The organism is Acinetobacter bohemicus ANC 3994 (assembly GCF_000367925.1).
In the GTDB taxonomy this organism is placed as follows: Bacteria; Pseudomonadota; Gammaproteobacteria; order Pseudomonadales; family Moraxellaceae; genus Acinetobacter; species Acinetobacter bohemicus.
Window position 1 is genome coordinate 345,454 of sequence record NZ_KB849175.1, and the last position, 23,029, is coordinate 368,482.

The window sequence follows — 23,029 nt, forward strand, 5'->3', positions numbered from 1 at the left end:
ATTAGTTCTCCTCTTTGTAGTCAGCAACCGCATGAAGCTCTGGATGCGTTTGTGGCAACCAAGCCACTGGGCGGTCTGTATCTAATTCAAAACTAGAAATTGCATCTTTCACTAAACGCGCATCTACTTCGCCTTCATCCGCGAGTTTTTTCAACGTCGCTACCACAATATGCGCAGCATCAACACCGAAATAACTACGTAAATTTGCGCGTGTATCTGAACGGCCATAGCCATCTGTACCTAACGCTACGAATGGACGGTTATCTGGAAGATAAGCACGAATTTGTTCGCTGTATGCACGCATATGGTCTGTAGCCGAAACTACGATACCGTTGGTATTGCGAAGTTGCTTCGAGATCCACGCTTCTTTTGCTGTTTCAGCCATTGGATGCAAGCGGTTGTATTCTTCACACGCCATACCGTCACGTGCCAGTTCGTTAAAGCTGGTTACGCTGTATACATTCGAATGAATTTGGTATTCATCACGCAAAATTTGCGCCGCTTTAATCACTTCACGTAGAATTACGCCTGAACCCATCAACTGTACAGTGGCTTTCTCATCTTCTTGCAATAAGTACATACCACGCTTAATGCCTTCCTCAGCGCCTTGTGGCATTTCAGGATGTTCGTAGTTTTCGTTCATCACCGTTAAGTAATAGAACACACGCTCTTGATTCACATACATGCGCTGTAAGCCATCATGTACGATGACCGCAAGTTCATAACCAAAACATGGATCATAAGAGATACAGTTTGGAATGGTGTTGGCAAGAATGTGCGAGTGACCATCTTGGTGCTGTAAACCTTCACCGTTTAGCGTGGTACGACCTGCGGTAGCACCCAACAAGAAGCCTTGTGCTTGTGCGTCGCCTGCTGCCCATGCAATGTCCCCAATACGTTGGAAACCAAACATTGAGTAGTACATGTACATTGGAATCATTGGCAGGTTATTGGTTGAATAACTGGTGGCCAAAGCTGCCCATGCACTCATCGCGCCCGCTTCGTTAATCCCCTCTTGAAGCATGTGACCGTCTTTTGCTTCACGGTAATGCATCAATTGTTCTTGGTCTTCAGGGGTATATTTTTGACCATGAGCGGCATAAATACCCAATTGACGGAACATCCCTTCTAAACCGAAAGTACGTGCTTCATCAGGAACGATCGGTACAACGCGGTCTTTAATGGCTTTCTCTTTCAATAATGCAGAGATTAAACGCACCATCACCATCGTGGTTGATTGTTCTTTACCACCACTGCCTTTCAACACCGCATCAAATACAGATAATTCAGGAATAGCAAGTTGTTCACTTTCTTTACGACGTGCAGGTAAGTAACCACCCAACGCTTCACGACGTGCCTTCATATATTTCAGTTCAGGCGAATTTTCGCTTGGACGATAGAAAGGAACTTCTTCTAATTGCTCATCATTGAATGGCAAGTTGAAACGGTCACGAACGTATTTTAAAGATTCAATCTGCATTTTTTTGATTTGATGCGTTTTGTTAACCGCTTCAATTTCTTCAGATAAACCATAACCTTTAACTGTTTTCGCAAGAATTACAGTCGGCTGACCTTTGGCTGTACATGCTTCTGCATAAGCAGCAAAGACTTTGTATGGGTCATGACCACCACGATTTAGATTATCAATATCCTCATCGCTTAAATCTTTGACCAGTTCCGCAGCTTCAGGATACTTACCAAAGAATTTTTCACGCGTATATGCGCCACCTTTCACTTGGTAACGTTGGAAATCACCATCGACCGCTTCTTCCATTACTGCCTGAAGTGCGCCAGTGGTGTCTTTCGCCAACAATGGATCCCAATGACGGCCCCAAACGACTTTAATCACACGCCAACCTGCGCCACGGAACAATGATTCAAGCTCTTGAATAATTTTGCCGTTACCACGTACAGGACCATCTAGACGCTGTAAGTTACAGTTGACCACCCAAATCAGGTTATCTAGCTTTTCACGGCCTGCTAATGAAATTGCGCCCAAGCTTTCTGGCTCATCCATTTCACCATCGCCAAGATAAGCCCAAACTTTACGGTCTTCTTCTTTAATCAAACCACGGTTCATCAAATATTTTTGAATGTGCGCTTGATAAATCGACATGATTGGACCTAAGCCCATCGATACGGTCGGGAACTGCCAATAGTCTGGCATTAAGTACGGATGCGGGTAACTTGGAAGACCAATACCGCCTACTTCGCGACGGAAATTATTTAAATGGTCTTCAGTCAAACGGCCTTCAAGGAATGAACGTGCATAAATACCCGGTGCACAGTGACCTTGATAATAGATCATGTCACCACCGAAGTGATCACTATTAGCACGGAAGAAATGGTTAAACCCAACATCATACAAGGTTGCTGAAGATGCAAAACTTGCTAAGTGACCACCTAAATCATCACCTGTTTTATTCGCACGCAACACCATTGCCAAAGCATTCCAACGAATCAACGCACGAATACGGCGTTCCATATCTTGGTCACCTGGCATTGCTGGCGTTTCGTCAACCGAAATTGTATTACGGTAAGGCGTATTTAGGCGCTGAATAGGAACATGTGTAGCAATTGCACGCTGATAGAGTTTTTCGAGTAAAAATGCCGCTCGCTCCGTTCCCATATGTTGTAAAACCGAGTCGAAAGCATCTTGCCATTCTTGGGTTTCTTGCGCGTCAGTATCACCATAAAACGCCATATTGCACCTATTCCTTGAGCCTATTTATATTCTCTATATGTATCATACTTTGGCAGGTTTCAGTTATTGCCACAGCTGAATACGGAATAGCACTATTATTTAGAAAATAAATATCTGCTGACCATTCTTTACGCAATAAAACAAAAAACCGCCAATAAAGGCGGTTTTTTATACAATAAGTATTCTTTTGAATGATAATATTTAGAGTTAAAAGCTATAAGCGCTTAGATCACATTCTTTAAGACCATTTAGAGCAGACTGCTAACCCGTCATTGAAAAACTTATGGCAACATCGCTAAATAAGTTGACGGATTTTTACGTTGACCATCTTTGACAACTTCATAATGTAAATGAGGTCCAGTACAACGACCAGTACAACCCACATTCGCAATATGTTCGCCGGCTTGCACTTTATCGCCAACGCGAGCAATCAGACGAGATGCATGTGCATAACGCGTGAGATAACCATTACCATGGTTAATTTCCACATATTGACCATAACCTGTACCCCAACCCGATTTAGTGACTACACCTGGACCGGTGGCATAAATAGCAGTACCACTTGGGGCTGACATATCTAAACCTGAATGATTTTCAGCACGACCACCCATGGTACGACCACCATAGTTTGAACTGACACGATTCATATCAGGCAATGGGTGCGATACCAACCAAGAGTAAGGATTGTTAGAATAACTTTTTGAGGTGCTTGAGCCGTATTTCTTTGCAAGCGATTCATTGTTCAATTCAACCGTTTTTTCACGTAACTGAACACTCATTTGAATTTCAGCAGGAAGATCAATCTCATTTGATTCTACATAAGAACCCTGAGCCAAAGTACGAGTCAGTTGTTCAATACGATCTGTTGATACGTCGTTAGAATTGAGTTCAACTAAATCCGCAAAAGCTACAGATGCAGCAGACGCTGCCAATGAAAACGCTAATAGAATACGTCGCGTATGCATAAAAAACCTCTTTTAACTGTTCTTAGTTAATGTCCTTGTGTGATCTCTTCCTTGATATCTACTGAACGAAGCGCATAAGATTAAGACACAAATATGAAGGAACAATGTATGTCTGAACCAGTGAAGCTCTTTCAACAAACAAGAAAACACTTAAAAACAGGAAACTTTACGTTTCTCTCTACACAAGTTGCTGCATGGCAGAAACTTACAAAAATCATTCAACCTATCTTGCCCCAACCGGAGCAATGGAAAGTTGTTTGTTATCAAAATGGCATTTTGACCATTACCGGTGAAAATCAGGCAATGATTAGTCAACTGGCATATCTTCAAAAGCAATATATTGCTCAATTATTACAATTAGAAGAATTCAAAGATTTGCAGAAACTGCAAGTTCGTTTAAGAATTCAAACAACAACACCCTTAAAACCTGAAGCGCTGACCAGATCCCTTAGCCCAGATACTCAAGATTTAATCCGTGGTGCTGCTGACTTTGTGAGCGACCCCAAGCTTAGCCAAGCAATGCTACGTTTGGCAAGCAATAAAAAGTAACCAGCACTTTGCTGTCGCTGAAATCAATCAAAAATTATGTGATCGATTTAACAGTCATAGTTGTTATATTATAACACACACATTAAAAGACAATGACTTATGTCACACTTACATAAGGAATTGGACATTGCGTTTCGTCATTAAATGTTACAATTTCGTAACTGGTTGGATCACTTTTAACATTGCGTAATAACTGATTATTTAATGCATGTCCTGATTTATAGCCATCAAATTTGGCAATAATTTGATGCCCCAGTAAGTATAAATCACCCACAGCATCTAAAATTTTGTGACGGACAAACTCATCAGAGAAGCGCAGTCCCTCCTCATTGACCACCCCAGTTTCATCCACGCCAATCGCATTGTCTAAACTTGCACCCAAGGCTAAATTATTGGCTTTCAGATAATCTAAATCTTTCATAAAACCAAAAGTTCGCGCTTCACTCACTTCATACACGAAGGTTTCGGTTGAAAAATCGATAGTGGCTGACTGATATTCTTTCTTAAAAGCGGGATGATCGAAGTCAATCGTGAAATTGAGTTGGAAACCCTCATGCGGGCGAAAAATGGCACGCTTATCATCAATCAGTGCTTCTACTGTTTTTAAAATTTTGATAAATTTTTTCGGCGCATTTTGCTCAGCCAGACCACCTTGCATCAGCAAGTAAATAAATGGACCTGCACTGCCATCCATAATCGGTACTTCAGAAGCAGAAACCTCAATAATCAGATTGTCGATTCCTAATCCGGCAATCGCACTCATAACATGCTCAATCGTGCCGACCTTGGCATCTGCTTGAACCAAATTAGAGCACATAAATGCTTCTTGAATCAGCATAGCATTGGCTTGAATATCGACAGGTGGATCTAAATCGATACGTCGAAACACAATTCCCCCATCGACATGGTGCGGCACAAAGTTAATTAAGACTTTTTGCCCACTATGAAGACCAATACCGCTCGCTTTCACGACACGTTGTAGGGTTCTTTGTTTCAACATGTTTTCTATCATCTGCTCATCAAACCGCTATACGTTAGCATATTTAGCCATTGATAAAAAACAAAAAGGTAGCCTTTAGGCTACCTTTTCTGTTGAATTTATACAGACGACATTAATTCATCTTTATTTACGTTGCTGATTTTTCAAGTAATCTTGAATACTCATCGGTGTTGGACGCGCTGTACCGACGGCTGGAGCAGCTGTCGCACTTGCTTCGCTCTGTTGACGCTGAATTGCTGGCACGTCGTCATCTTCCACAGCAGCTTGAGCAACTGAACTGACTGGACGAGTTGCAGACTGCGTGGTTGGACGTTTTACCGTATCCACAGAATCTGCTGAATTGCGCGTTAAACCTGTAGCAATCACGGTTACGCTAATTTCATCACGCGCATCTGGATCAAATACAGTGCCGTAGAACACTTGACCTTCATCTAAATCCACAATCTGATTGACGACATCGGTAATTTCTTCAATTTCACCGAAGGTCACGTCATCACCACCGGTCACATTAATCAAAATACCTTTGGCATTCATAATAGTGACATTATCAAGCAGTGGGCTACGAATCGCTTGTTCAGCAGCTTGGCGGGCACGCGTTTCACCACGACCAGAACCTACACCCATCATGGCATAACCACGCGTGCTCATTGCGGTTTTTAAATCGGCAAAGTCAAGGTTGATATGTCCAGGTCGAACCACCAGATCAAAGATACTTCGTACCGCATTTAACAATACGTCATCGGCTTTTTTGTAGGCGTCTTTCATTGAAATATCACGGAAGACTTTAAGCAAACGTTGATTTGGAATAATAATTAAAGAATCAACATGCGCTTCTAAAGCTTCAATACCTTTTTCAGCAGATTGTTGACGACGTTTACCTTCAAAGTTAAACGGAGTTGTCACCACACCGACAGTCAAAATGCCCATTTCTTTGGCAATTTCCGCAACAACAGGGGCAGCACCCGTACCTGTACCACCACCCATACCGGCAGTGACAAAGACCATGTCTGTTCCTTCAAGGTGTTGGCGAATGATTTCACGGCTTTCTTCAGCAGCAGTTTGACCCACTTGAGGATTTGCACCCGCACCCAAACCACGTGTGCTTTGTTCGCCTAACTGAATTTTGAATTGTGCATTCATACGATCTAAAGCTTGTTTATCCGTATTGGCACAAACAAATTTTACACCTTGAATGTCTGACTCAAGCATATGTTGTACAGCATTACCACCTGCACCACCTACACCAAACACAGTGAAACGGGCTTGACCGTTGCTATCGTTTTGATCATCTTCTAAAAATTCAAATGAGGCCATGACCTTTGGATTTCCTAATGCGTAATTGGCAGTCACTTAAGCCCGTATACTGCCTTGATCTTAATAAAATTGTTTTTTAGAATGCTGTTCAACTGCACGCTTGTCAAGTCCAAGCCGTTAGACGTACAACTTCCTAACAATATTCCCAAAAAATTAAACTTAAAATATCGACTTTAATTGATTATTTAATGCTGACCATGCTCGCCCTACTCGCTTGAAAACAGACAGCTTTTCAGGATCCGTAGTTTCCACAATAGTATCTTGTGTGTCACTTTGACTAAACATTAACAATCCAGCAGCTGTTGCATATTGCGAACGGCGCAAAGCAGCCTGATTTTGTTCTTCAGCATAGACCTGTACCGGTGGATTGCCTAAATGCGCAGAAACACCCAGCATATGACGTGCCAAATTCACCATGCCTTCGATTTGACTGGCATCACCCGTCAGCACTACGCCATGATATAAACCATGAATTGCACCATTATGTTGTAACTCTTGATGCACTTGATTCAAAATTTCTTCATAACGCGCAATAATAATTTCAGTTAATTCAATACGACTAATCGTTTGCGGACCATCAATGCCTTGAAATTGAATCATATGGTCTGGTTTGACCACTTTCAGTTCAACACAACCATACAATAGCTTAATTCGCTCAGCTTCTTCTGTTGTGGTTTGCAGTACAGCCGCAATATCACGGGTCACATGCTCACCACCACGTTGCAAAGTATGGGTTAAAGCAAGGCGACCATCCAAATACACAGCGATATTGGTCGTGCCCGCACCAATATCGACCAAACATACGCCATACTCTTTTTCATCTTTGAGCAAGCTCGATTCAGCCGTGGCTAAACAAGACACCACCATTTTTTCAACGCCAATATTGGCACCTTTAAGCGCACGATCCAAATTCTGCATGGTGCTAATCGGTAACATCATCAACTGATAATGCCCTTTCATACTGTGCGCAGACATCCGAATTGGATTCTGCACCCATTCTGTTGAATCATCTAATTCAAAACCCAAAGGCACTGCACTGACCAAATAATGGTCAGAAGTTAAATGACTGGCTTTGGCCAGCTCTAGTGCGCGTACCACCTCACTTGTGGTAATGGTGTGGTCACTATTTTCAATAGGTGTACGACCTGATGCATAAAAGCTTTTTAATTCTGCACTTGGAATTGAAATCCAAGCGGAATGCACTCGGCATTCAGCCATGTCTTCTGCTTCTTGTACGGCATTTTTGATTGCAGTAATGACTTTGTCGAGACTTACAATTTTTCCTTTATTCATGCCTCGGTTACGAGCGGTCGCCATACCAATTACTTGGATATTGTCTGGCGCATGTACCTTACCAATCAAAACTGAAACTTTGTGTGTCCCAATGTCAATCGCAACAACCGAGGGAACAGCTTCATTCATTATCTACTACTACCATTACGTGTTTAGTTAATTTTTGGCTTAAAGCCTCTATTTTATATAAAGCCGCTCAATTATGGCTTTACCGCTCTTACATCTGCAATGCTTGTGTCATCAATCGTTACAACAAAGTGACCATTTACAATTTTTGGTGCTGCTGAATTCTTCCACTGTATGGCCAATCCATTTCTGTAACGTAAATCAACCGATGAAATTTTAGACCAAACTGGTTTTAAATCACTTTGTGCCAGATGACTCAAGCGTTGAAGTTTACTCATGGTCTGATCTTGATCCACAATAATGCGTAAACCAGAATCAAACTGCATAAACCAAGTCATACGTTCTGTTAAATATAATTCTTTTAAACGAACATTGACTGGCAGGAATAATTGATTAATTTCATTGTAGCGCCGCATCATCATTTTTGACTGCGTAGTCGGTCCATGCAGTAAGGGCAATTTTTGATTATTTTGCGGTATGACTTCTGCAAAAATGTCACCACTATCACTTAATAATCGCCCTGTTCCCCAACGAGCAATGGCATGACGCGGCATAACGCGTACTCGAATTGAGTTTGGCCATGCACGTGATACCACCACGCGATCAACCCAAGACAATGCTAATGCTTGATCTCGAACTTTTTCTAAATCAGAGGTAAAATAATTGGCGGTGACTGTCGGTGCAACATGGGTCATGACCTGACGATTTTCAGCATCTGATCGTGTTCCGACAACATGAAGCTCAGCCACTCGCGCATCGGTCATGACCGTATATAAACCATAGACCCCTACAGCCAATACTGCGAGCGCAACAAGCAATAACAACCAGCCACCCACATTCGCAAGCTTTTCCTTACGCGTCGGTGGCTTATCATGTATTGATGTGATTGCTGCTCGTTTACGGCGCATTGAAGCAGGAAGTTGAGCCATAGTTTAGTGAGCCACACCCGTCAATGTTTGTTCTAAAATCGCCACACACAGTTCATCAAAGCTATAACCGACTGCTTGCGCAGCTTTAGGCACCAAAGAATGACTGGTCATGCCCGGCACAGTATTCACTTCTAACAACCAGAAGTGACCATGCTCATCTTGCATCGCATCGATACGCCCCCAACCACTTGCACCAACGGCTTGGAATGCACGTAAACATAATCTTTGCAGTTGTTTTTCTTCATCTTCGCTTAGACCGCAAGGAATACCATACTGCACATCATTACGCTTATATTTAGCGTCGTAGTCATAAAATGCTACATCCGCAGGCGGTTGCAAACGAATTACAGGCAACGGTTGGCCATTTAAAAATGAAATGGTGAATTCACGTCCGGTAATCCATTTTTCAGCCATGACAACAGCATCATGTTCGGTCGCCTTGGCAATCGCGGCCGCCAAATCTTCTGCTTTTTCAACTTTGCTCATGCCAACACTTGAACCTTCGTGTACCGGCTTGATAATCAGTGGAAGGCCCAAATTCGCCACCACTTCAGCCAAATCTGACTCTTGGCTAATGATGCGATAAGGCGCTGTTGGTAAGTCCGAACCCTGCCAAACTTGCTTGGTTTTGACTTTATCCATACCAATGGCCGAACCCTGTACACCAGTACCGGTATAAGGCAAGTTCAACCATTCTAATGCACCTTGAATTTGACCGTCTTCACCGCCACGACCATGTAGCACAATAAAAGCGCGATCATAGTTTACAAGTTCAGTCACACTGCGTTCTTGTGGGTCAAACGCTTCGGCATTTATCCCTGAACGTACCAATGCTTCAAGTACAGCTTTACCACTATTTAGAGAAACCTCGCGCTCAGCTGATTTCCCACCAAGCAACACGGCAACTTTGCCGAATTCTGAAGCATTTGCCACGTTTATATCCTTAAACTTTATAATTGAACAATCAAATTCAAAATCACACAAGGCGATTACTTTAAATACAATTTATTTTGTGCAAGCTCACTCGAGATAGCCCCCACATTACCTGCGCCTTGGGTTAATAACAAGTCATTCGCTTGTAACACTTTATGCATCACATTTTCTAAATTGCCGTCGACAGGATCAATCAAAATCGGTTCAACTTCACCACGTAAACGAATACTTCGTGCCAAGCTGCGGCTATCCGCACCGACAATTGGCTTTTCACCCGCAGGATACACTTCAAGTAACAATAACTGATCAACCTGTGACAATACATCGACAAAATCATCAAAACAGTCACGGGTACGGCTAAAGCGGTGCGGCTGGAACAACATGACTAAACGACGATCAGGATGACTTTGACGTGCCGCTTTAATGGTGGCTTCCACTTCTTTAGGATGGTGACCATAGTCATCGACCAATTTCACATTGCCACCGTCCAGTTCAAACTCACCTTGCACTTGGAAACGACGACCCACACCACTAAAACCTTCTAATGCACGGCAGATTGCACCATCAGAAACACCTTCATCGGTCGCAATACCAATCGCAGCCAAGGCATTCAATACATTATGTAAACCCGGTTGGTTGACTGTAACACGTAGCGGTTCACGGTCTTTACGCAGTACAGTAACATGCGTGCGCATACCATCTTGATCAACATCGACAGCACGAATATCATTGTCTTCGTTAAAACCGTAGGTCAATAACGGACGACCAATACGCGGCATAATTTCACGGATATTGGCATCATCACCACACACTACAGCTAAACCGTAAAATGGCAGTTTATGCAGGAACTCGACAAACGTATCTTTTAATACGTCGAAGCTGCCGCCATACGTATCCATATGGTCAGCATCAATATTGGTTACAATGGTTGCCATCGGCTGTAAGTGTAAGAATGATGCATCAGATTCATCTGCTTCAGCCACAATGTAACGGCTCGCACCCAACGCAGCATTCACACCTGTACGGTTCAGCAAACCACCAATTACATAGGTTGGATCCAGATTTTCTTCTGCCAACATACACGTTACAAGGCTGGTGGTGGTGGTTTTACCATGGGTTCCTGCAACGGCAATACCATGACGGTAACGCATCAACTCACCCAACATTTCAGCACGACGAACCACGGGGGTACGGGTTTCAATTGCGGCTTTAATTTCTGGATTTTCTTGATCAATGGCAGTCGACACCACAATCACATTGGCATCTTTAATATTGTCAGCGCTATGACCAATGAAAACTTTAATGCCATTTTCTTCAAGCTGTGCTGTGGTTTTAGAGGCTTTAATATCTGAACCAGACACTTTATAGCCTTGGTTTTTTAATACTTCCGCGATGCCACACATCCCTGCACCACCGATTCCCACAAAATGAATGTGCTTGATACGGCGCATTTCAGGCACTTTAATTAACTTTTTCGCTTGATCAGCAGGAGTAGATGGAGACATATATAACTCTAATTTACAATTCTTGAATTAAACCAACCACATGCTGGGTTGCATCGGGTTGTGCTTTTTGACGTGCTTTGACTGCCATTTCAGACAGCAATTGGCGATTCATCAGTGGTGTTAGTAATTCTTTTAAACTTTCTGCTGTCATGTTGCTTTGTGGGCAAATTTTCGCAGCATTGATATTGGCTAAAAATTTGGCATTTGCGGTTTGGTGATCATCAACAGCACTTGGCAGTGGGACAAAAATTGCAGCCACACCCGCCGTGGCAATTTCAGTCACGGTTAAAGCGCCCGCTCGGCAAATAATCAGATCTGCATTGGCATACGCTTTTGCCATATCTTCAATAAAGGGTTGTACTTCGACCTGTAACGTCGTCGGTACATCAGCATAACGTGCTTGCGTTGCATCTTTGTGGTCTTGACCACATTGATGAAACACCTGCATCGGCACATCCAATTGTTTCAATGCTTCTGGAACAATTTGATTTAATGCTTGAGCACCTAAAGAACCACCGACAATTAAAATCTGTAAAGGCATCTCTGCTCTGGCACGCTCTTGATAACGCCAAGACGGATTTAAAATTTCAGTAATTTCTTTGCGCACAGGATTCCCTGTGGTCACAATTTTTGCACTTTCAGGGAAGGTGTCTGGAAAGGCCTGACACACCGTTTTCGCAATACGCGATAATTGCGTGTTGGTAAAACCTGCAATCGCATTTTGCTCGTGAATGATGACAGGAATCCCTAAAGCACGTGCGGCTAAACCACCCGGTCCTGCAACATAGCCACCAAAACCAACAACAGCGTCAATATTGAGCTGTTTCATATAACGCATCGCACTGAGCGTTGCTTTTAAAATTTTAAACGGCGCTAATAATTTACGCACCACACCATTACCACGTACACCCTGAATATCAACTTGATAAATTGGAATGTCTTGATTTTTTAATAATCGGTTTTCCATGCCCGTTGGCGTTGCAAGCCAAGACACTTGTACCCCGTGTTGCTGTAATTGTTTAGCAACAGCTAATGCAGGAAAAACATGTCCACCTGTACCTGCAGCCATCATCATGACATGTTGGGGCTTTGTTTTCATTGCTTTGGTCACAGTCTAATTCTTCAATTCAAAATAAAGGCAATGGAAAATTCATTTTAAGCATTCAATTGTAATCACAAACACGAAGTCGGGGAAGCGTATTTACTTTTTTTCACCAAGTGCTTGATTGTTTTTTTCTACGGATTTAAAAGTTTAAACTAGTTTTATTATTACTCGAGGCAATAATATATAATTTTATGCCTGTTTTATCCAGTTTTGTACGCTTAATTTAAACTGGTCGATAAATTCAAGCTTCTTCTGCCATATCACTTTGATTAAAAAAAAGAGCCCGCATTGGACTCTTTTTTAACCACAGGCGTTTTAATCCTTCAAACCCGCTTCTAAAACAGCAAATAAGTCATCTGCAATAGAGGTTCCAAACTGGTCATCAATTTCACGGATACAGGTTGGACTGGTGACATTGATTTCTGTCACATAATTACCAATCACATCTAGCCCGACAAAAACCAGCCCTTTTTCACGTAAAAAAGGTCCAACTTTTGCAGCAATCGCTTTGTCATTTTCACTTAATGGACGTGCTTGTCCTAAACCACCTGCGGCCAAGTTACCACGGACTTCACCATTTTGTGGAATACGCGCAAGGCAGTAAGGTACAGCTTCGCCATTAATCATCAAAATGCGTTTATCACCTTCGACAATTTCAGGAATATAACGCTGCGCCATAATCGGTTGAGTACCATTATTGGTCAGCATTTCAATCGTAGACCCAATATTGATGCCATCTTGATATAAACGGAAAATGCCTGTTCCGCCCATCCCATCAAGTGGCTTGACGATTACATCCACCTGTTCTTTCAGAAATTCACGGATTAAACGGTCTTGTGATGTCACTAAAGTTGGCACTTGCAGTTCAGGAAATTGCGTGGCAAAGAGTTTTTCGTTACAGTCACGCAGGCTTTGCGGTTTGTTGATAATCCACGCCCCTTCTCGCTCTGCTTGTTCCAAAATATAGGTGGTATAGACAAAGTTCATGTCGAATGGTGGGTCTTTACGCATCAATACCACATCATAATCGGCAATCGATTCTTTTTGTTTTTCACCTAATTCATAATAATGATCATCATCTTCAAATACTTTCAGCGGTGAAATTAAACCGAATGCTTTGCCTTGTTCAATATATAAATCTTGCTGCAAGGCATACCCCAACGTGTGTCCACGACGGCTGGCTGCCCACAGCATGGCCATAGATGAATCTTTTTTCAAGTTGACGTTTTCAATCGGATCCATCACCACAAGTACGCGCATATCTTTTACTCTGATATTTTTAGATTGGCAAAAGTATAGCGGAGATTACGACAATGTGTTTTCACATTCTTGCTCAAGCTTTATCTATAATTGTGAAGATGATTGAGGAGAAATCTATGCAGCAAGCCATTATTGGGTTTCATTTGGATGATGAGCAAGATTGGGTTGCTGAGCTTGCTTGTGGTCATGCACAACATGTACGGCATAATCCACCGTGGCAAAACCGTCCTTGGGTCATGACAGCAGCAGGACGGCAAGAAAAATTAGGCATGATGTTGCAGTGTAAGAAGTGTGCACTACAAAAATAAGGAGCTGACACTCCCTATTTTTAAATCTTAAGCTACTCTAATTTTATGGCTCTCTTAAAGTATTCTTACTGGCAAATAAGTTTTCATCAAACTTAAATCTAAAACGCACATATGCGCCCTGAAGCGTGGTGTCACTCTCCGCCAAATCATCATCTTTATAGCCAGAGAAATTATAGCCACCTGAAACCCATAAATTTGCAGCCACTAAATAGCCCACTTCAGCACCCAACAAAATGCGCTGCCCCGAACTCATATTGGACCACAATGCACCCGTATGCACACCGGCATCCCATCGTTCATTAATGTCATACATGGCACGCGCACTCAACATATGGGTCATACCGCTGGACTCTAATCCAGAGAAGGTGGTATTGACATTTTTTACCGCATATTGACCTGAAACAGTGAAATCCTGCGTTGGGTGGTAATTCAAATGATTCGAGAAAATATAAACATGCTTTAAGTAAGACTTAGTTAAATCTGTTTGATTGTTGTCATAACGATATTCCACTTTCGCCAACGAATCAAAACGGTTGCGTTCAGTATCGCGGTATGCCAAACCAAGCTGGAAGCGATCAACCAAACGGTCGCCGCTACTTTGGCTCTTACTGTCTGTTTGGCTAATGACATTTTTCGCCAATAAGGTCACATCATCCGAATATTTATAAGCCACCCCTAAATTATTCAAAATCGTATCCGCTTGGTCTGCCCAGCGCGCTTCAATCCGTGCAACCGCTTTCCAGTTCGGATTTTTCAAATATTCCACCCCTAAGGATGCTGCGGTGCTGTCTGAACTCCGGTTGTTGGCATTCGACAATGCTTTGGTTTGCTCAAAACTGGTGTTGGCATAAAAGCCTTTTTCAATTTCCCAGCGATTACGCAAACCAATAGCCGCTTCAGCTTCGCGCGCACTGATGCCATCACGCACACGATATTCACTAAATGCAGTGCCATTGTTGTTATATTTACTGTCAACACCAAAAACAGTGACATTACGGCGCTGGCTGCTATTTAAATCATATAAGCCATTAATACTCGAGACCAGCTCATGACGGCCATATGCTCTTAATTTGGTATTAATCTGATAATTTGCGCCCAAAGCAAAAACACGACGATCTGCTTCCGATATATCCTGCTCGTATTCAGCGAAGACATTGGAACCTTGCCAAGGCAGCTGACTCGTCAATTTTGTTCGAACCGATGTACCATGATAAGGCGCTATTTGTGTGGTATTTAACGTCGCTGGATCAGCCGATTCATCATAATATTTTAAGCCAAGCTCTAGCGCCACGATGCGATTGATCTCCCGTTCAATGCTGGCCGAAACCCCTTGATTCACACCATTTAACTGATCTTCGGTACGGATCGCTTCTAATTTGGCTAAACCAATTTTATTTAACTGAATACGCCCTTTAATACCACTTTCTTTACGACCGGCAGTAATAGATGCGGCAGTATTGTAGAATCCGCTATCCGCTTGGTTATGATAAAGCTTCATCTCCAAGTCTTTATAAGCATAATTTAATTCAATCCGCCCCGCATTGCCTGATAATTTTCCAGACGCATCGGGTTCAGCATTAATCTGCGTTAAGCGATCAAGGCCATCATTCACACTTTCTGAACGGGCAAATTCAGCAATGAATTTAGCTTTATCATTGGCAAATTTAACCACCGTATTTACACTGGCAAGTTGATCTTGAGCAAGCGGGTTATCACTTTTGACATAAGCGGCTCCCACTTTAACCTGCTCAGTTATTTTCATTGAACCCGATACGCCGCCAACGGTGTATTCTTCACCGCCTTGGTCAGATTCCACGGTAATGCGTAAGTAAACTGGATTCAGATCTGCATCAACACTTGGCACAGGATCTTTTAAATAAATACTGTTGCTAAATGAATCCACTTCATAATCGGTAAAACGGGTTAAGGTCGTACGCGTAATGATCAGTCCGGGATTGTTACGGTCACGGGTAACCACTTCGACTTTTTCACTATTGTCACGAATGTCTTGCGCATTCACGCTGCCCAAACCATAAGGGCCAGAAATACCCATTGCGCGTTGTTCATTCACAACCTGCTCGGTATTGGTCTTTGCTGCAAATGCAGTCACTTTGTATTGATCAGTTTCTACTGCACCACGGACACCAGTTAAAGAACGGTTATACTGGCCTAAAGATAATCCTTCATCATTTTCAGTACGAGTCACATAATCGCCATACATGGCATAGGAACGACCTTTATCCACACGCACATACAACTTACTGGTCGATTGCGCATCAAAGCCTTTCGCGGCTGAATCACCGTAAACTGGATAATATTCATCTGGACGAATATCACGGAACAATCGCTGATTTTTATCTTTGTCCGAATCATAGGCCAACGTGAGTAAATATTCGCCTTTAACTCTGCCTTTTAAGAACAAAGCGGCCCGTCCAGTGGTACTGCGTTGACCATCATGAGAAGAAGAAATTTCACTGAGCTCTTCTTCAAAACCATCATTTGAATTGATGCCGCTCAATTGTTTCGGATCAAACTTTTTAAAATTAATTGAGCCTTCAAGCATACCCACGGCAATGATTGGTCGCAAATCAGGCAAGAAACGTACAGGAGTGCTGGCATGAAAAATGCCACTCTCAACCGATAATGTCCCCTCACCCGCTTCAATCGGTGCTTGAATAGGCACAACCAATGTACCGCCTTCAACGAAGACCTGAATACCGGGTTGTTTGGGATCTAAGTCTAATAAGTCAATTTTACCGATTGAGCTATCTAAGGTAATGGGCGTACGGCTTGAAACCAAAGTGCCATGACGATCCACAATTTTCAAAGCCACATTAAAACGGTCATAACCATTGGCTTGTGCTGCTGCTTTACTTGGCTCAAGCTGCAACTTATCCAATTGGTCAGGTGCAATCACTTCAATGCGTTTTGTGTCGCGGGTATTGCCCATCATGTCTACTTGACGGACTTCAATCGTATTGCGGCCTGCCTGAAGATCGACGCCAATAAAATCGAGACCTGAAACCTGCAAACTCGGTAAAACGGCCCGTTTACCAATACGTTTTTCTGGCACTTGCTCGCCATTTACCCACAGCTGTAGCTGCGTACCAGCAGCGCCTTTTACCTGAACAGAAGTCTGAGGGTAAGCCAAAACCTGCCCATCTTTTAAGTTCAAAATTTCTAATTGATTATTGGCAGCGCTTTCTAAAGCGGTTTCCAAATTAATCATCTTCACTGCGCTCATCAATTCTGCGGGTGAGCCATTCGGAATAACCAAAGCTTCAGATATCGGTAAGGCAACTGAAGGTCTTATCCCTGTTTTATCCGGTTCAAACTGAACTTGTTTTAACTCTTTAATCTGCTCTTTAGAGAAATCAAGATTACAGTTGGCTTGAACACCTTGTGCAGAGATACAACCACTGGCTGGCTGGCCACGCACATCACTCACTTTAGAAAAAATCGGATCGAGGGTTAAATCTGAACGCAGCACTTGCTCCAAATTGGTATTGTCTTGTTCAATCTGTTTTTTCCGATCGAGTATCCGCTGCATCAAAGGCTGTGAACACTGCGAAGTATCATCGGTAATGGCAAAATCCGCTCGGTGCAGCTCGCCGCGTTTTAAATCCACAAAACGGCTATTCGGATCCCCCGCTTGACGGTTGCTGATCAAGACCAATTCAGACGCAAGCGGCAAACTGGTACGGTCAACTTTTAAAACGTGGGTTTTGGCACTGATACCATAGAAATCATATTTACCTTCACTGTCGGTAATCACATAACTACCGTCTTCAAGATAAATCCGTACCCCCGGCACGCCAATCTCACCCGGATCTTGTATCCCATTGCGGTTACAGTCAGTGAACACTTTGCCGACAATGAAGCCATCCGAAATCATCGCACCCGGTACGACTTCAACTTTTGCCGAAGCTTCATTAGATTCAATACCTTGAGCATCTTTAGCACGCACACGGTTAATACCATCGCCATTAAGTGCATTTGGCCCAATATAAACGCGGTATTGAACTTTAACTTCTTTATTCGGTGTGAGTGTGCCTAATCCAAGTTTTAAATAAGGTCCTTTACCGCCAACAGGATCATCCACTTTGGTTCCGTCTACGCGCATAGAGCCTTGTACGTAAATAAAACCTCTCGGTAAAGTATCGGTAATGGCAACATTGCTTGAATCTATAGTGCCACGGTTGGCCACGGTGACCGTATATTCTTCAAATTCGCCAATTTCTGCGGTTTTATTCGATGCTGCCTTTTTCACAAATAACGATGAGCTGCTGTTTGGCGCTTCTGGGTCAATCGGAATATCAATATTCAGTGCAGGATCACCATTATTTAAGGTGAACTGGCCTGCATACGACCATTTTAAATCAACCGCTTTATCTGCTGGGAAGCTTGGATATACAGATGTATCACTTTTAAAGGTATAGCGAGAACTTCCCGGAATCGTGCTGGTATCCACCACAAAACTATAAGTACCCGCTTCAACAAATGGATAAACAAATTCACCAGCACTATTGGTCACTTGCTTTGCCGGCAGTGAAATTCTATCGCCCGTTTGTGCATCAATTGCAAAGGCAATATTATTCCCAATTGGCTGACCATTTTGATCTAAAAGCGTCACTGTTGCCCCAGCAACTGGCGCGCCTGTTTTGGCATCAAATACGGTGCCATACGGATCTATCAATACGTTGGTACTAATATCGGTAATCGTGCCTGTGGATTGCCCTTGAGCATCTAAACAATCGGTTAGACGAATATCAACTTGGTCGCGCTTAAGCGTTTGTAGCACAGCGTCATCTAAAATGCCTTTGTCTGAAAATGTGGTTGGCAAGGTATACTGGAATACGCCGGTATTCACCCCTGTTTCCACGCCAATCACTTTTTCAATGTCACCTGTTTTGGTTGACTTAATCCGAATTAAGACCCGATCTGAACTATAGCGATCTGCATTGCAACTGGCATTTTGAGCCGCAATATACAGTGGCTTATTCACACTACCAGTGGCTAAAATATTTTTAAAGTCACCAGAGTTATTGCTAATATTTGCTGAACCGCCCACGACAGTGGAAGCCGTATTGGACAAAACCGTTTTTTGGCTATCCGTCACTGCATAAGACACTTGATAGGTATTATTCACCGTTGTTTTGGCAATATTACGGTTCATACTGATGACAAGATCAACCTGCTCGGTGGTATTGGCATCAATTTGCGGAAATCCAACCACCAACTGATTGATTTGATTTACATCATTCGGAATAACCGTACTGTAACGGTCATTTGCAAGCTTATACAAAATTTTAGCTTGAGCATTTTTGACCTGAGCTGATTTAAACGTGGTATTTGCAGGCAGCTCATCGACCAACAGCACCATTTTCTGTAATTGGCCATCAACCATGACATCTGTCGGCTTCGCTGTTTTTTGACCTTGATTGCTGATGCTTAAGGTATAGTTCAAGTCATAATTTGCTACAGCAGAGGGTTCAAAGGTCTTTTGTAAGACTTCTTTGGTGGCCACTAATTTTGCGCCATAACTCACAGCGCTATCGGTCGCTGTAGCTGTCGCATTCTGATCTTCAGCAACGGGTACTTTATTGCTATCCTCAACAACAGTTGCTTTAATTGGTAAGTTAAATTGCTGACCTTCTTTTAAACTTGAGCTTGTAGTTGCAACAACCCACAAATTAACGCTCTGCCCCACTTGTAAAGGCACTGTCGTTGTTAATTGCTGGTCATTGGCATCAAATTGACCATTTTTATTGCTATCTATATAAATTTTAATATTACTGAGTTCATTTATAGTTACAGCTTCTAGCTGAACATTCACTGAAGCATTGCTATTATTTGACAGTGTATTCGCCCAGATCACACGAACACTCGGTTCAATATCCTGTACAGGCGGTGATGTTAACGCAATTGCATATAATGCTGAAACACTGACTTCCACAGCATTTGAAACTGACTGCTGTTGTACACCATTCGGTGCGATATACGTTGCATAAGCAATATTCTGAATAGTGCTTCCGACTTCAGGCATCTTCGCCGCATGACCGTACTGCGCTGACAATATAGACACTGCCAACGTGGATAACATGAAACTCATGTTCGGACTTACTTGAAATTGCTTCCGTCGCTGCACAGCGCTCTACCCTTTAACTAAATAGTCTAAATAAAAACAAATTTTAAAATTATGTGATGTGAGCACCTGCATTTAGCAAATGCTCACATGCTTAATCCATTCATTGCTGACGATTAGAAATCATCAAATGAATCTTAATTATTAACTTTAATGACGAACTCTAATACCGCACTTGTACTTGGTGCTAAAGGTGTTTTCTCAGCAGCAACGGTACCTGTTGAACCATCTAATAAAGCAGCAGTTGAAGTGTTCAATGTTGCATTTGTTGCAACTGGAGAAGCACTTGCAATCACTTTCAACGTGGTATAAGCAGGTGTGGCATCACTAATGACGACATTCGTTACATCTGCATTACCTTCATTGGTTGCCGTAATCTTATATTTCACACACTCACCTGGTTTAGCAGATACTGTGTTTTGAGTATAAACACCCGTAGCAACACCACTAGAACAGTTCGCTAAAGATTGTTCTTTCACCAAACGTACTTGACCATTCGTTACCGTGGTTAAATCAGTATTCACAAGTGCAACAACCGACTGACCGCCCGCCGTTGTAGGCAAGATGGTAAATACAACTGAACTTGGTGTTCCAGCAGTCGCATTTGTTGGTGCTTGAACTTTAATGAGTAAGTTAACAGCAGAGCCTTTTAGGATAGGTCCACCTACAGAAGGATTTAGCGCCTTAGCATCTAATAAAAATTTTGCAAGATCAGAATCTGTTACTAACTCATTTGCATCCGCAATACCGTCGTTATTTAAGTCAACAAATAAGCTGGTTACCCAACCATTTGCAGCCTGATCGTTGGTAAGCGTATATGGCAAACTACCAGTAGTCGCACCTTCAACAATGTTACCGTTGTTGGTCAAAGTATGTTTGTAAACTATCGTACCACCTGGTGCAATTTGACCCGTGCGATCATTTTGCAGACTAAGTACGCGATTTGTTTCTACAGTTACACGGTCAGACATTACGTCAGTCAAACCAGTTGCAGGGGATGCAACTTTAAAGATCACTTCTTGATCACCTGCTGAAGCATTTGCAGGAGATGTTACAACAGCAACCAGTTTAACTGTACCAGCAGCGGGAATATTACCCGTATTAGTAATTGCAGCGCCTGTTGGGTTACCAGAACCATCTGCTAGGTAGTATTGAACTGTCCAGCCTGCAGGCAATGCCGGTGCTGTAGATAAATTAAAGTTATCTCCATTCGCGCCTTTATTTTCTACAGCTAATGGGAAATTAACTGATACACCTGGCTTAGCTGATTTAGTTTCAACATATTGCCCAGTATCTTTACCCGATGCACCTGAAACAGAACCTACAGCACTATTCGTTGCATCGCCATTATGTAAATCCACTGTAGAAGCGGTTACTTCATCAATGGCTAAAGTTATGGTATCTGTCGCAGTCGGATTGGTAACAGGAACCGAGGTTAAAATGGTATTGATAGCCGATGCTGTAGAATACCCAGATGGCAACGTAATCTTAGCAACAACTTGATATGTCGCAGCACTTGCAACTGGCCCAGTGTCAGCAATACCATCACCATTGGTATCGGTTAAAGGTGTTACACCATCCGCTTTGAACAGCTCAACAATACTACCTGTTGGTAAAGTATTCTTGTTAACACTAAGGTTGAATACCTCTGTTACATTACCCGTATTATGGATAACAATCGGTTCACCGCTTCCTGATTTACCAAAGAAAGCCGGCACACCTTGAGCAATAGTATCAATTACAATTTGGTTATCTTTATTTGTCGCAGTTGTTGCATCTGCATCCGCATAAGCATCATCTGTACGATCGTTAATTGTACCTTTTTTAACGCCCAGTACTGTAATGTCATTCGGGTTAGACGGTGTTTTACCTTCTGTACCAGGACCATCTGGATCAACTTCTGCAGTATTGGTAATAGTGCCTGCAGGCGTATTTAGATCGACTCTAACTTTGAATTTCAAAACACCACCACTGTTGGCAACAACAGTAGGAACAACTAATGTTACTACACGACCAGTAACATTATATTTATCTGTATCAGCATCATCCGTTAATACTGTGCCATTGACCGTTGCTGAACCAGTAACATAAGTTAAACCAGCAGGAAGTACGTCGGTAATGGTAACGTCAGTTGCCGTAGTGTTACCTGTATTTTGATAAGCTAAGCTATATTCAACTTCACGCGCTGTCGTACTTGCTAGCGTCGCATCTACATTTTTTACACTTGCAGATTTAACCAAGCTAATGACCGCACCATTGGTAATTTTAACGGTATCAACGTTTTTAGCAGTGATACTTGTATCGAAACCACTGATTGCAGAAACAGTCAACTTACCAAGATCACCAGCTGTCACATTAGTACTAGCCGTTGTTGCTTGTACAATTAAGTTAACCGACTCACCAGCAGCTAAAGCGACACTAGTAACAGGCGTTTGACTGTCTGGAATACCATCTTTGTTGGCATCTAGATAAACATTTAAACCAGTAAAGTCATAGTTATCTGTAGTGCTATCACGTGTATCGTTATTCACAACACCCACGTTAAAGGTATCGCTACCATTACCTGTATTGGTTAAGGTATGAGATAAAGACACTTGACCATTGGCATTTGCAGTTTTGGTCTGGTCAGATACCAAAGTAAAACTAGCCACTTGTAAAACGGTAGTTGTCACTACGTTTGACGTAACAGTTTTAGAGTTACCTGTACTGTCGGTATAACTTGCAGATGCAATGTTACTGATATTTGTACCCGCAGTTGGTGCCGCAGCATTCGCCGCAGGAACAAATGCAGCACCACCAGCAACCAATGCAATAGATGCGGCTAGTTGCGTGAACTTTAAACGTTGTGTTTGATTGGACATTTGGAACTTACCCCGATTGAATATTCAATGTC

At 42.5% G+C, this 23,029-nt stretch carries 14 protein-coding genes; 2 read left to right on the forward strand and 12 right to left on the reverse strand.

Features of this window, described 5'->3' with window-relative positions; all coding sequences use genetic code 11:
• Position 1: 1 nt before the first annotated feature.
• Positions 2-2,704, reverse strand: a complete 2,703-nt coding sequence (aceE, locus tag F994_RS12090; protein ID WP_004650771.1) for a pyruvate dehydrogenase (acetyl-transferring), homodimeric type — start codon at positions 2,702-2,704, stop codon at positions 2-4.
• A 281-nt stretch (positions 2,705-2,985) separates the two neighbouring features.
• Complete coding sequence (locus F994_RS12095) at positions 2,986-3,669, reverse strand: M23 family metallopeptidase (protein WP_004650773.1); 684 nt, start codon at positions 3,667-3,669, stop codon at positions 2,986-2,988.
• 108 nt (positions 3,670-3,777) lie between these two features.
• Here F994_RS12095 and F994_RS12100 point away from each other — a divergent pair, with 108 nt between their 5' ends.
• A complete protein-coding gene (locus F994_RS12100; protein WP_004650774.1) occupies positions 3,778-4,218 on the forward strand; it encodes a DciA family protein in 441 nt (146 codons plus the stop codon).
• Between the two features lie 97 nt (positions 4,219-4,315).
• Here the strand turns inward: F994_RS12100 and lpxC are convergent, their stop codons facing one another.
• The 8 genes from lpxC to gshB form a co-directional block, all read right to left on the reverse strand.
• Positions 4,316-5,218 carry a UDP-3-O-acyl-N-acetylglucosamine deacetylase gene (lpxC, locus tag F994_RS12105; RefSeq protein ID WP_034697125.1) on the reverse strand — a complete coding sequence of 301 codons (903 nt, stop codon included), beginning with the start codon at positions 5,216-5,218 and terminating at the stop codon, positions 4,316-4,318.
• Positions 5,219-5,341: 123 nt separating this feature from the next.
• Positions 5,342-6,532, reverse strand: a complete 1,191-nt coding sequence (ftsZ, locus tag F994_RS12110) for a cell division protein FtsZ (RefSeq protein ID WP_004650776.1) — start codon at positions 6,530-6,532, stop codon at positions 5,342-5,344.
• 159 nt (positions 6,533-6,691) lie between these two features.
• On the reverse strand, positions 6,692-7,954 hold the full coding sequence (ftsA, locus tag F994_RS12115; protein ID WP_004650777.1) for a cell division protein FtsA: 1,263 nt from the start codon (positions 7,952-7,954) through the stop codon (positions 6,692-6,694).
• Positions 7,955-8,025: 71 nt separating this feature from the next.
• A complete protein-coding gene (locus F994_RS12120) occupies positions 8,026-8,880 on the reverse strand; it encodes a cell division protein FtsQ/DivIB (RefSeq protein ID WP_004650778.1) in 855 nt (284 codons plus the stop codon).
• 3 nt (positions 8,881-8,883) lie between these two features.
• Positions 8,884-9,813 carry a D-alanine--D-alanine ligase gene (locus F994_RS12125; RefSeq protein WP_004650779.1) on the reverse strand — a complete coding sequence of 310 codons (930 nt, stop codon included), beginning with the start codon at positions 9,811-9,813 and terminating at the stop codon, positions 8,884-8,886.
• Positions 9,814-9,869: 56 nt separating this feature from the next.
• Complete coding sequence (gene murC / locus F994_RS12130; RefSeq protein WP_004650781.1) at positions 9,870-11,318, reverse strand: UDP-N-acetylmuramate--L-alanine ligase; 1,449 nt, start codon at positions 11,316-11,318, stop codon at positions 9,870-9,872.
• Positions 11,319-11,331: 13 nt separating this feature from the next.
• On the reverse strand, positions 11,332-12,417 hold the full coding sequence (gene murG / locus F994_RS12135) for an undecaprenyldiphospho-muramoylpentapeptide beta-N-acetylglucosaminyltransferase (protein ID WP_407636543.1): 1,086 nt from the start codon (positions 12,415-12,417) through the stop codon (positions 11,332-11,334).
• A gap of 321 nt (positions 12,418-12,738) precedes the next feature.
• On the reverse strand, positions 12,739-13,683 hold the full coding sequence (gene gshB, locus F994_RS12140) for a glutathione synthase (RefSeq protein ID WP_004650783.1): 945 nt from the start codon (positions 13,681-13,683) through the stop codon (positions 12,739-12,741).
• Between the two features lie 116 nt (positions 13,684-13,799).
• Here gshB and F994_RS12145 point away from each other — a divergent pair, with 116 nt between their 5' ends.
• Entirely contained in the window at positions 13,800-13,991 is a 192-nt protein-coding gene (locus tag F994_RS12145) for a DUF3565 domain-containing protein (protein WP_034697129.1), read from the forward strand.
• A 43-nt stretch (positions 13,992-14,034) separates the two neighbouring features.
• On the opposite strand, the gene F994_RS12150 is transcribed toward F994_RS12145, so the two are convergent.
• Together F994_RS12150 and F994_RS12155 are read right to left on the reverse strand one after the other, a co-directional pair.
• Positions 14,035-20,094 carry an SdrD B-like domain-containing protein gene (locus F994_RS12150; protein ID WP_228128054.1) on the reverse strand — a complete coding sequence of 2,020 codons (6,060 nt, stop codon included), beginning with the start codon at positions 20,092-20,094 and terminating at the stop codon, positions 14,035-14,037.
• 179 nt (positions 20,095-20,273) lie between these two features.
• Positions 20,274-22,997, reverse strand: coding sequence for a beta strand repeat-containing protein (locus F994_RS12155; protein WP_004650786.1), 2,724 nt, complete (start codon positions 22,995-22,997; stop codon positions 20,274-20,276).
• Positions 22,998-23,029 lie beyond the last annotated feature (32 nt).

Coding starts and splice junctions, on each gene's coding strand:
- murG (WP_407636543.1), bottom strand. CDS start 12,417: ATGAAAACAAAGCCCCAACATGTCATGATGATGGCTGCAGGTACAGGT.
- gshB (WP_004650783.1), bottom strand. CDS start 13,683: ATGCGCGTACTTGTGGTGATGGATCCGATTGAAAACGTCAACTTGAAA.
- F994_RS12145 (WP_034697129.1), top strand. CDS start 13,800: ATGCAGCAAGCCATTATTGGGTTTCATTTGGATGATGAGCAAGATTGG.
- F994_RS12150 (WP_228128054.1), bottom strand. CDS start 20,094: ATGTTATCCACGTTGGCAGTGTCTATATTGTCAGCGCAGTACGGTCAT.
- F994_RS12155 (WP_004650786.1), bottom strand. CDS start 22,997: ATGTCCAATCAAACACAACGTTTAAAGTTCACGCAACTAGCCGCATCT.
- ftsZ (WP_004650776.1), bottom strand. CDS start 6,532: ATGGCCTCATTTGAATTTTTAGAAGATGATCAAAACGATAGCAACGGT.
- lpxC (WP_034697125.1), bottom strand. CDS start 5,218: ATGTTGAAACAAAGAACCCTACAACGTGTCGTGAAAGCGAGCGGTATT.
- ftsA (WP_004650777.1), bottom strand. CDS start 7,954: ATGAATGAAGCTGTTCCCTCGGTTGTTGCGATTGACATTGGGACACAC.
- aceE (WP_004650771.1), bottom strand. CDS start 2,704: ATGGCGTTTTATGGTGATACTGACGCGCAAGAAACCCAAGAATGGCAA.
- F994_RS12100 (WP_004650774.1), top strand. CDS start 3,778: ATGTCTGAACCAGTGAAGCTCTTTCAACAAACAAGAAAACACTTAAAA.
- F994_RS12120 (WP_004650778.1), bottom strand. CDS start 8,880: ATGGCTCAACTTCCTGCTTCAATGCGCCGTAAACGAGCAGCAATCACA.
- murC (WP_004650781.1), bottom strand. CDS start 11,318: ATGTCTCCATCTACTCCTGCTGATCAAGCGAAAAAGTTAATTAAAGTG.
- F994_RS12095 (WP_004650773.1), bottom strand. CDS start 3,669: ATGCATACGCGACGTATTCTATTAGCGTTTTCATTGGCAGCGTCTGCT.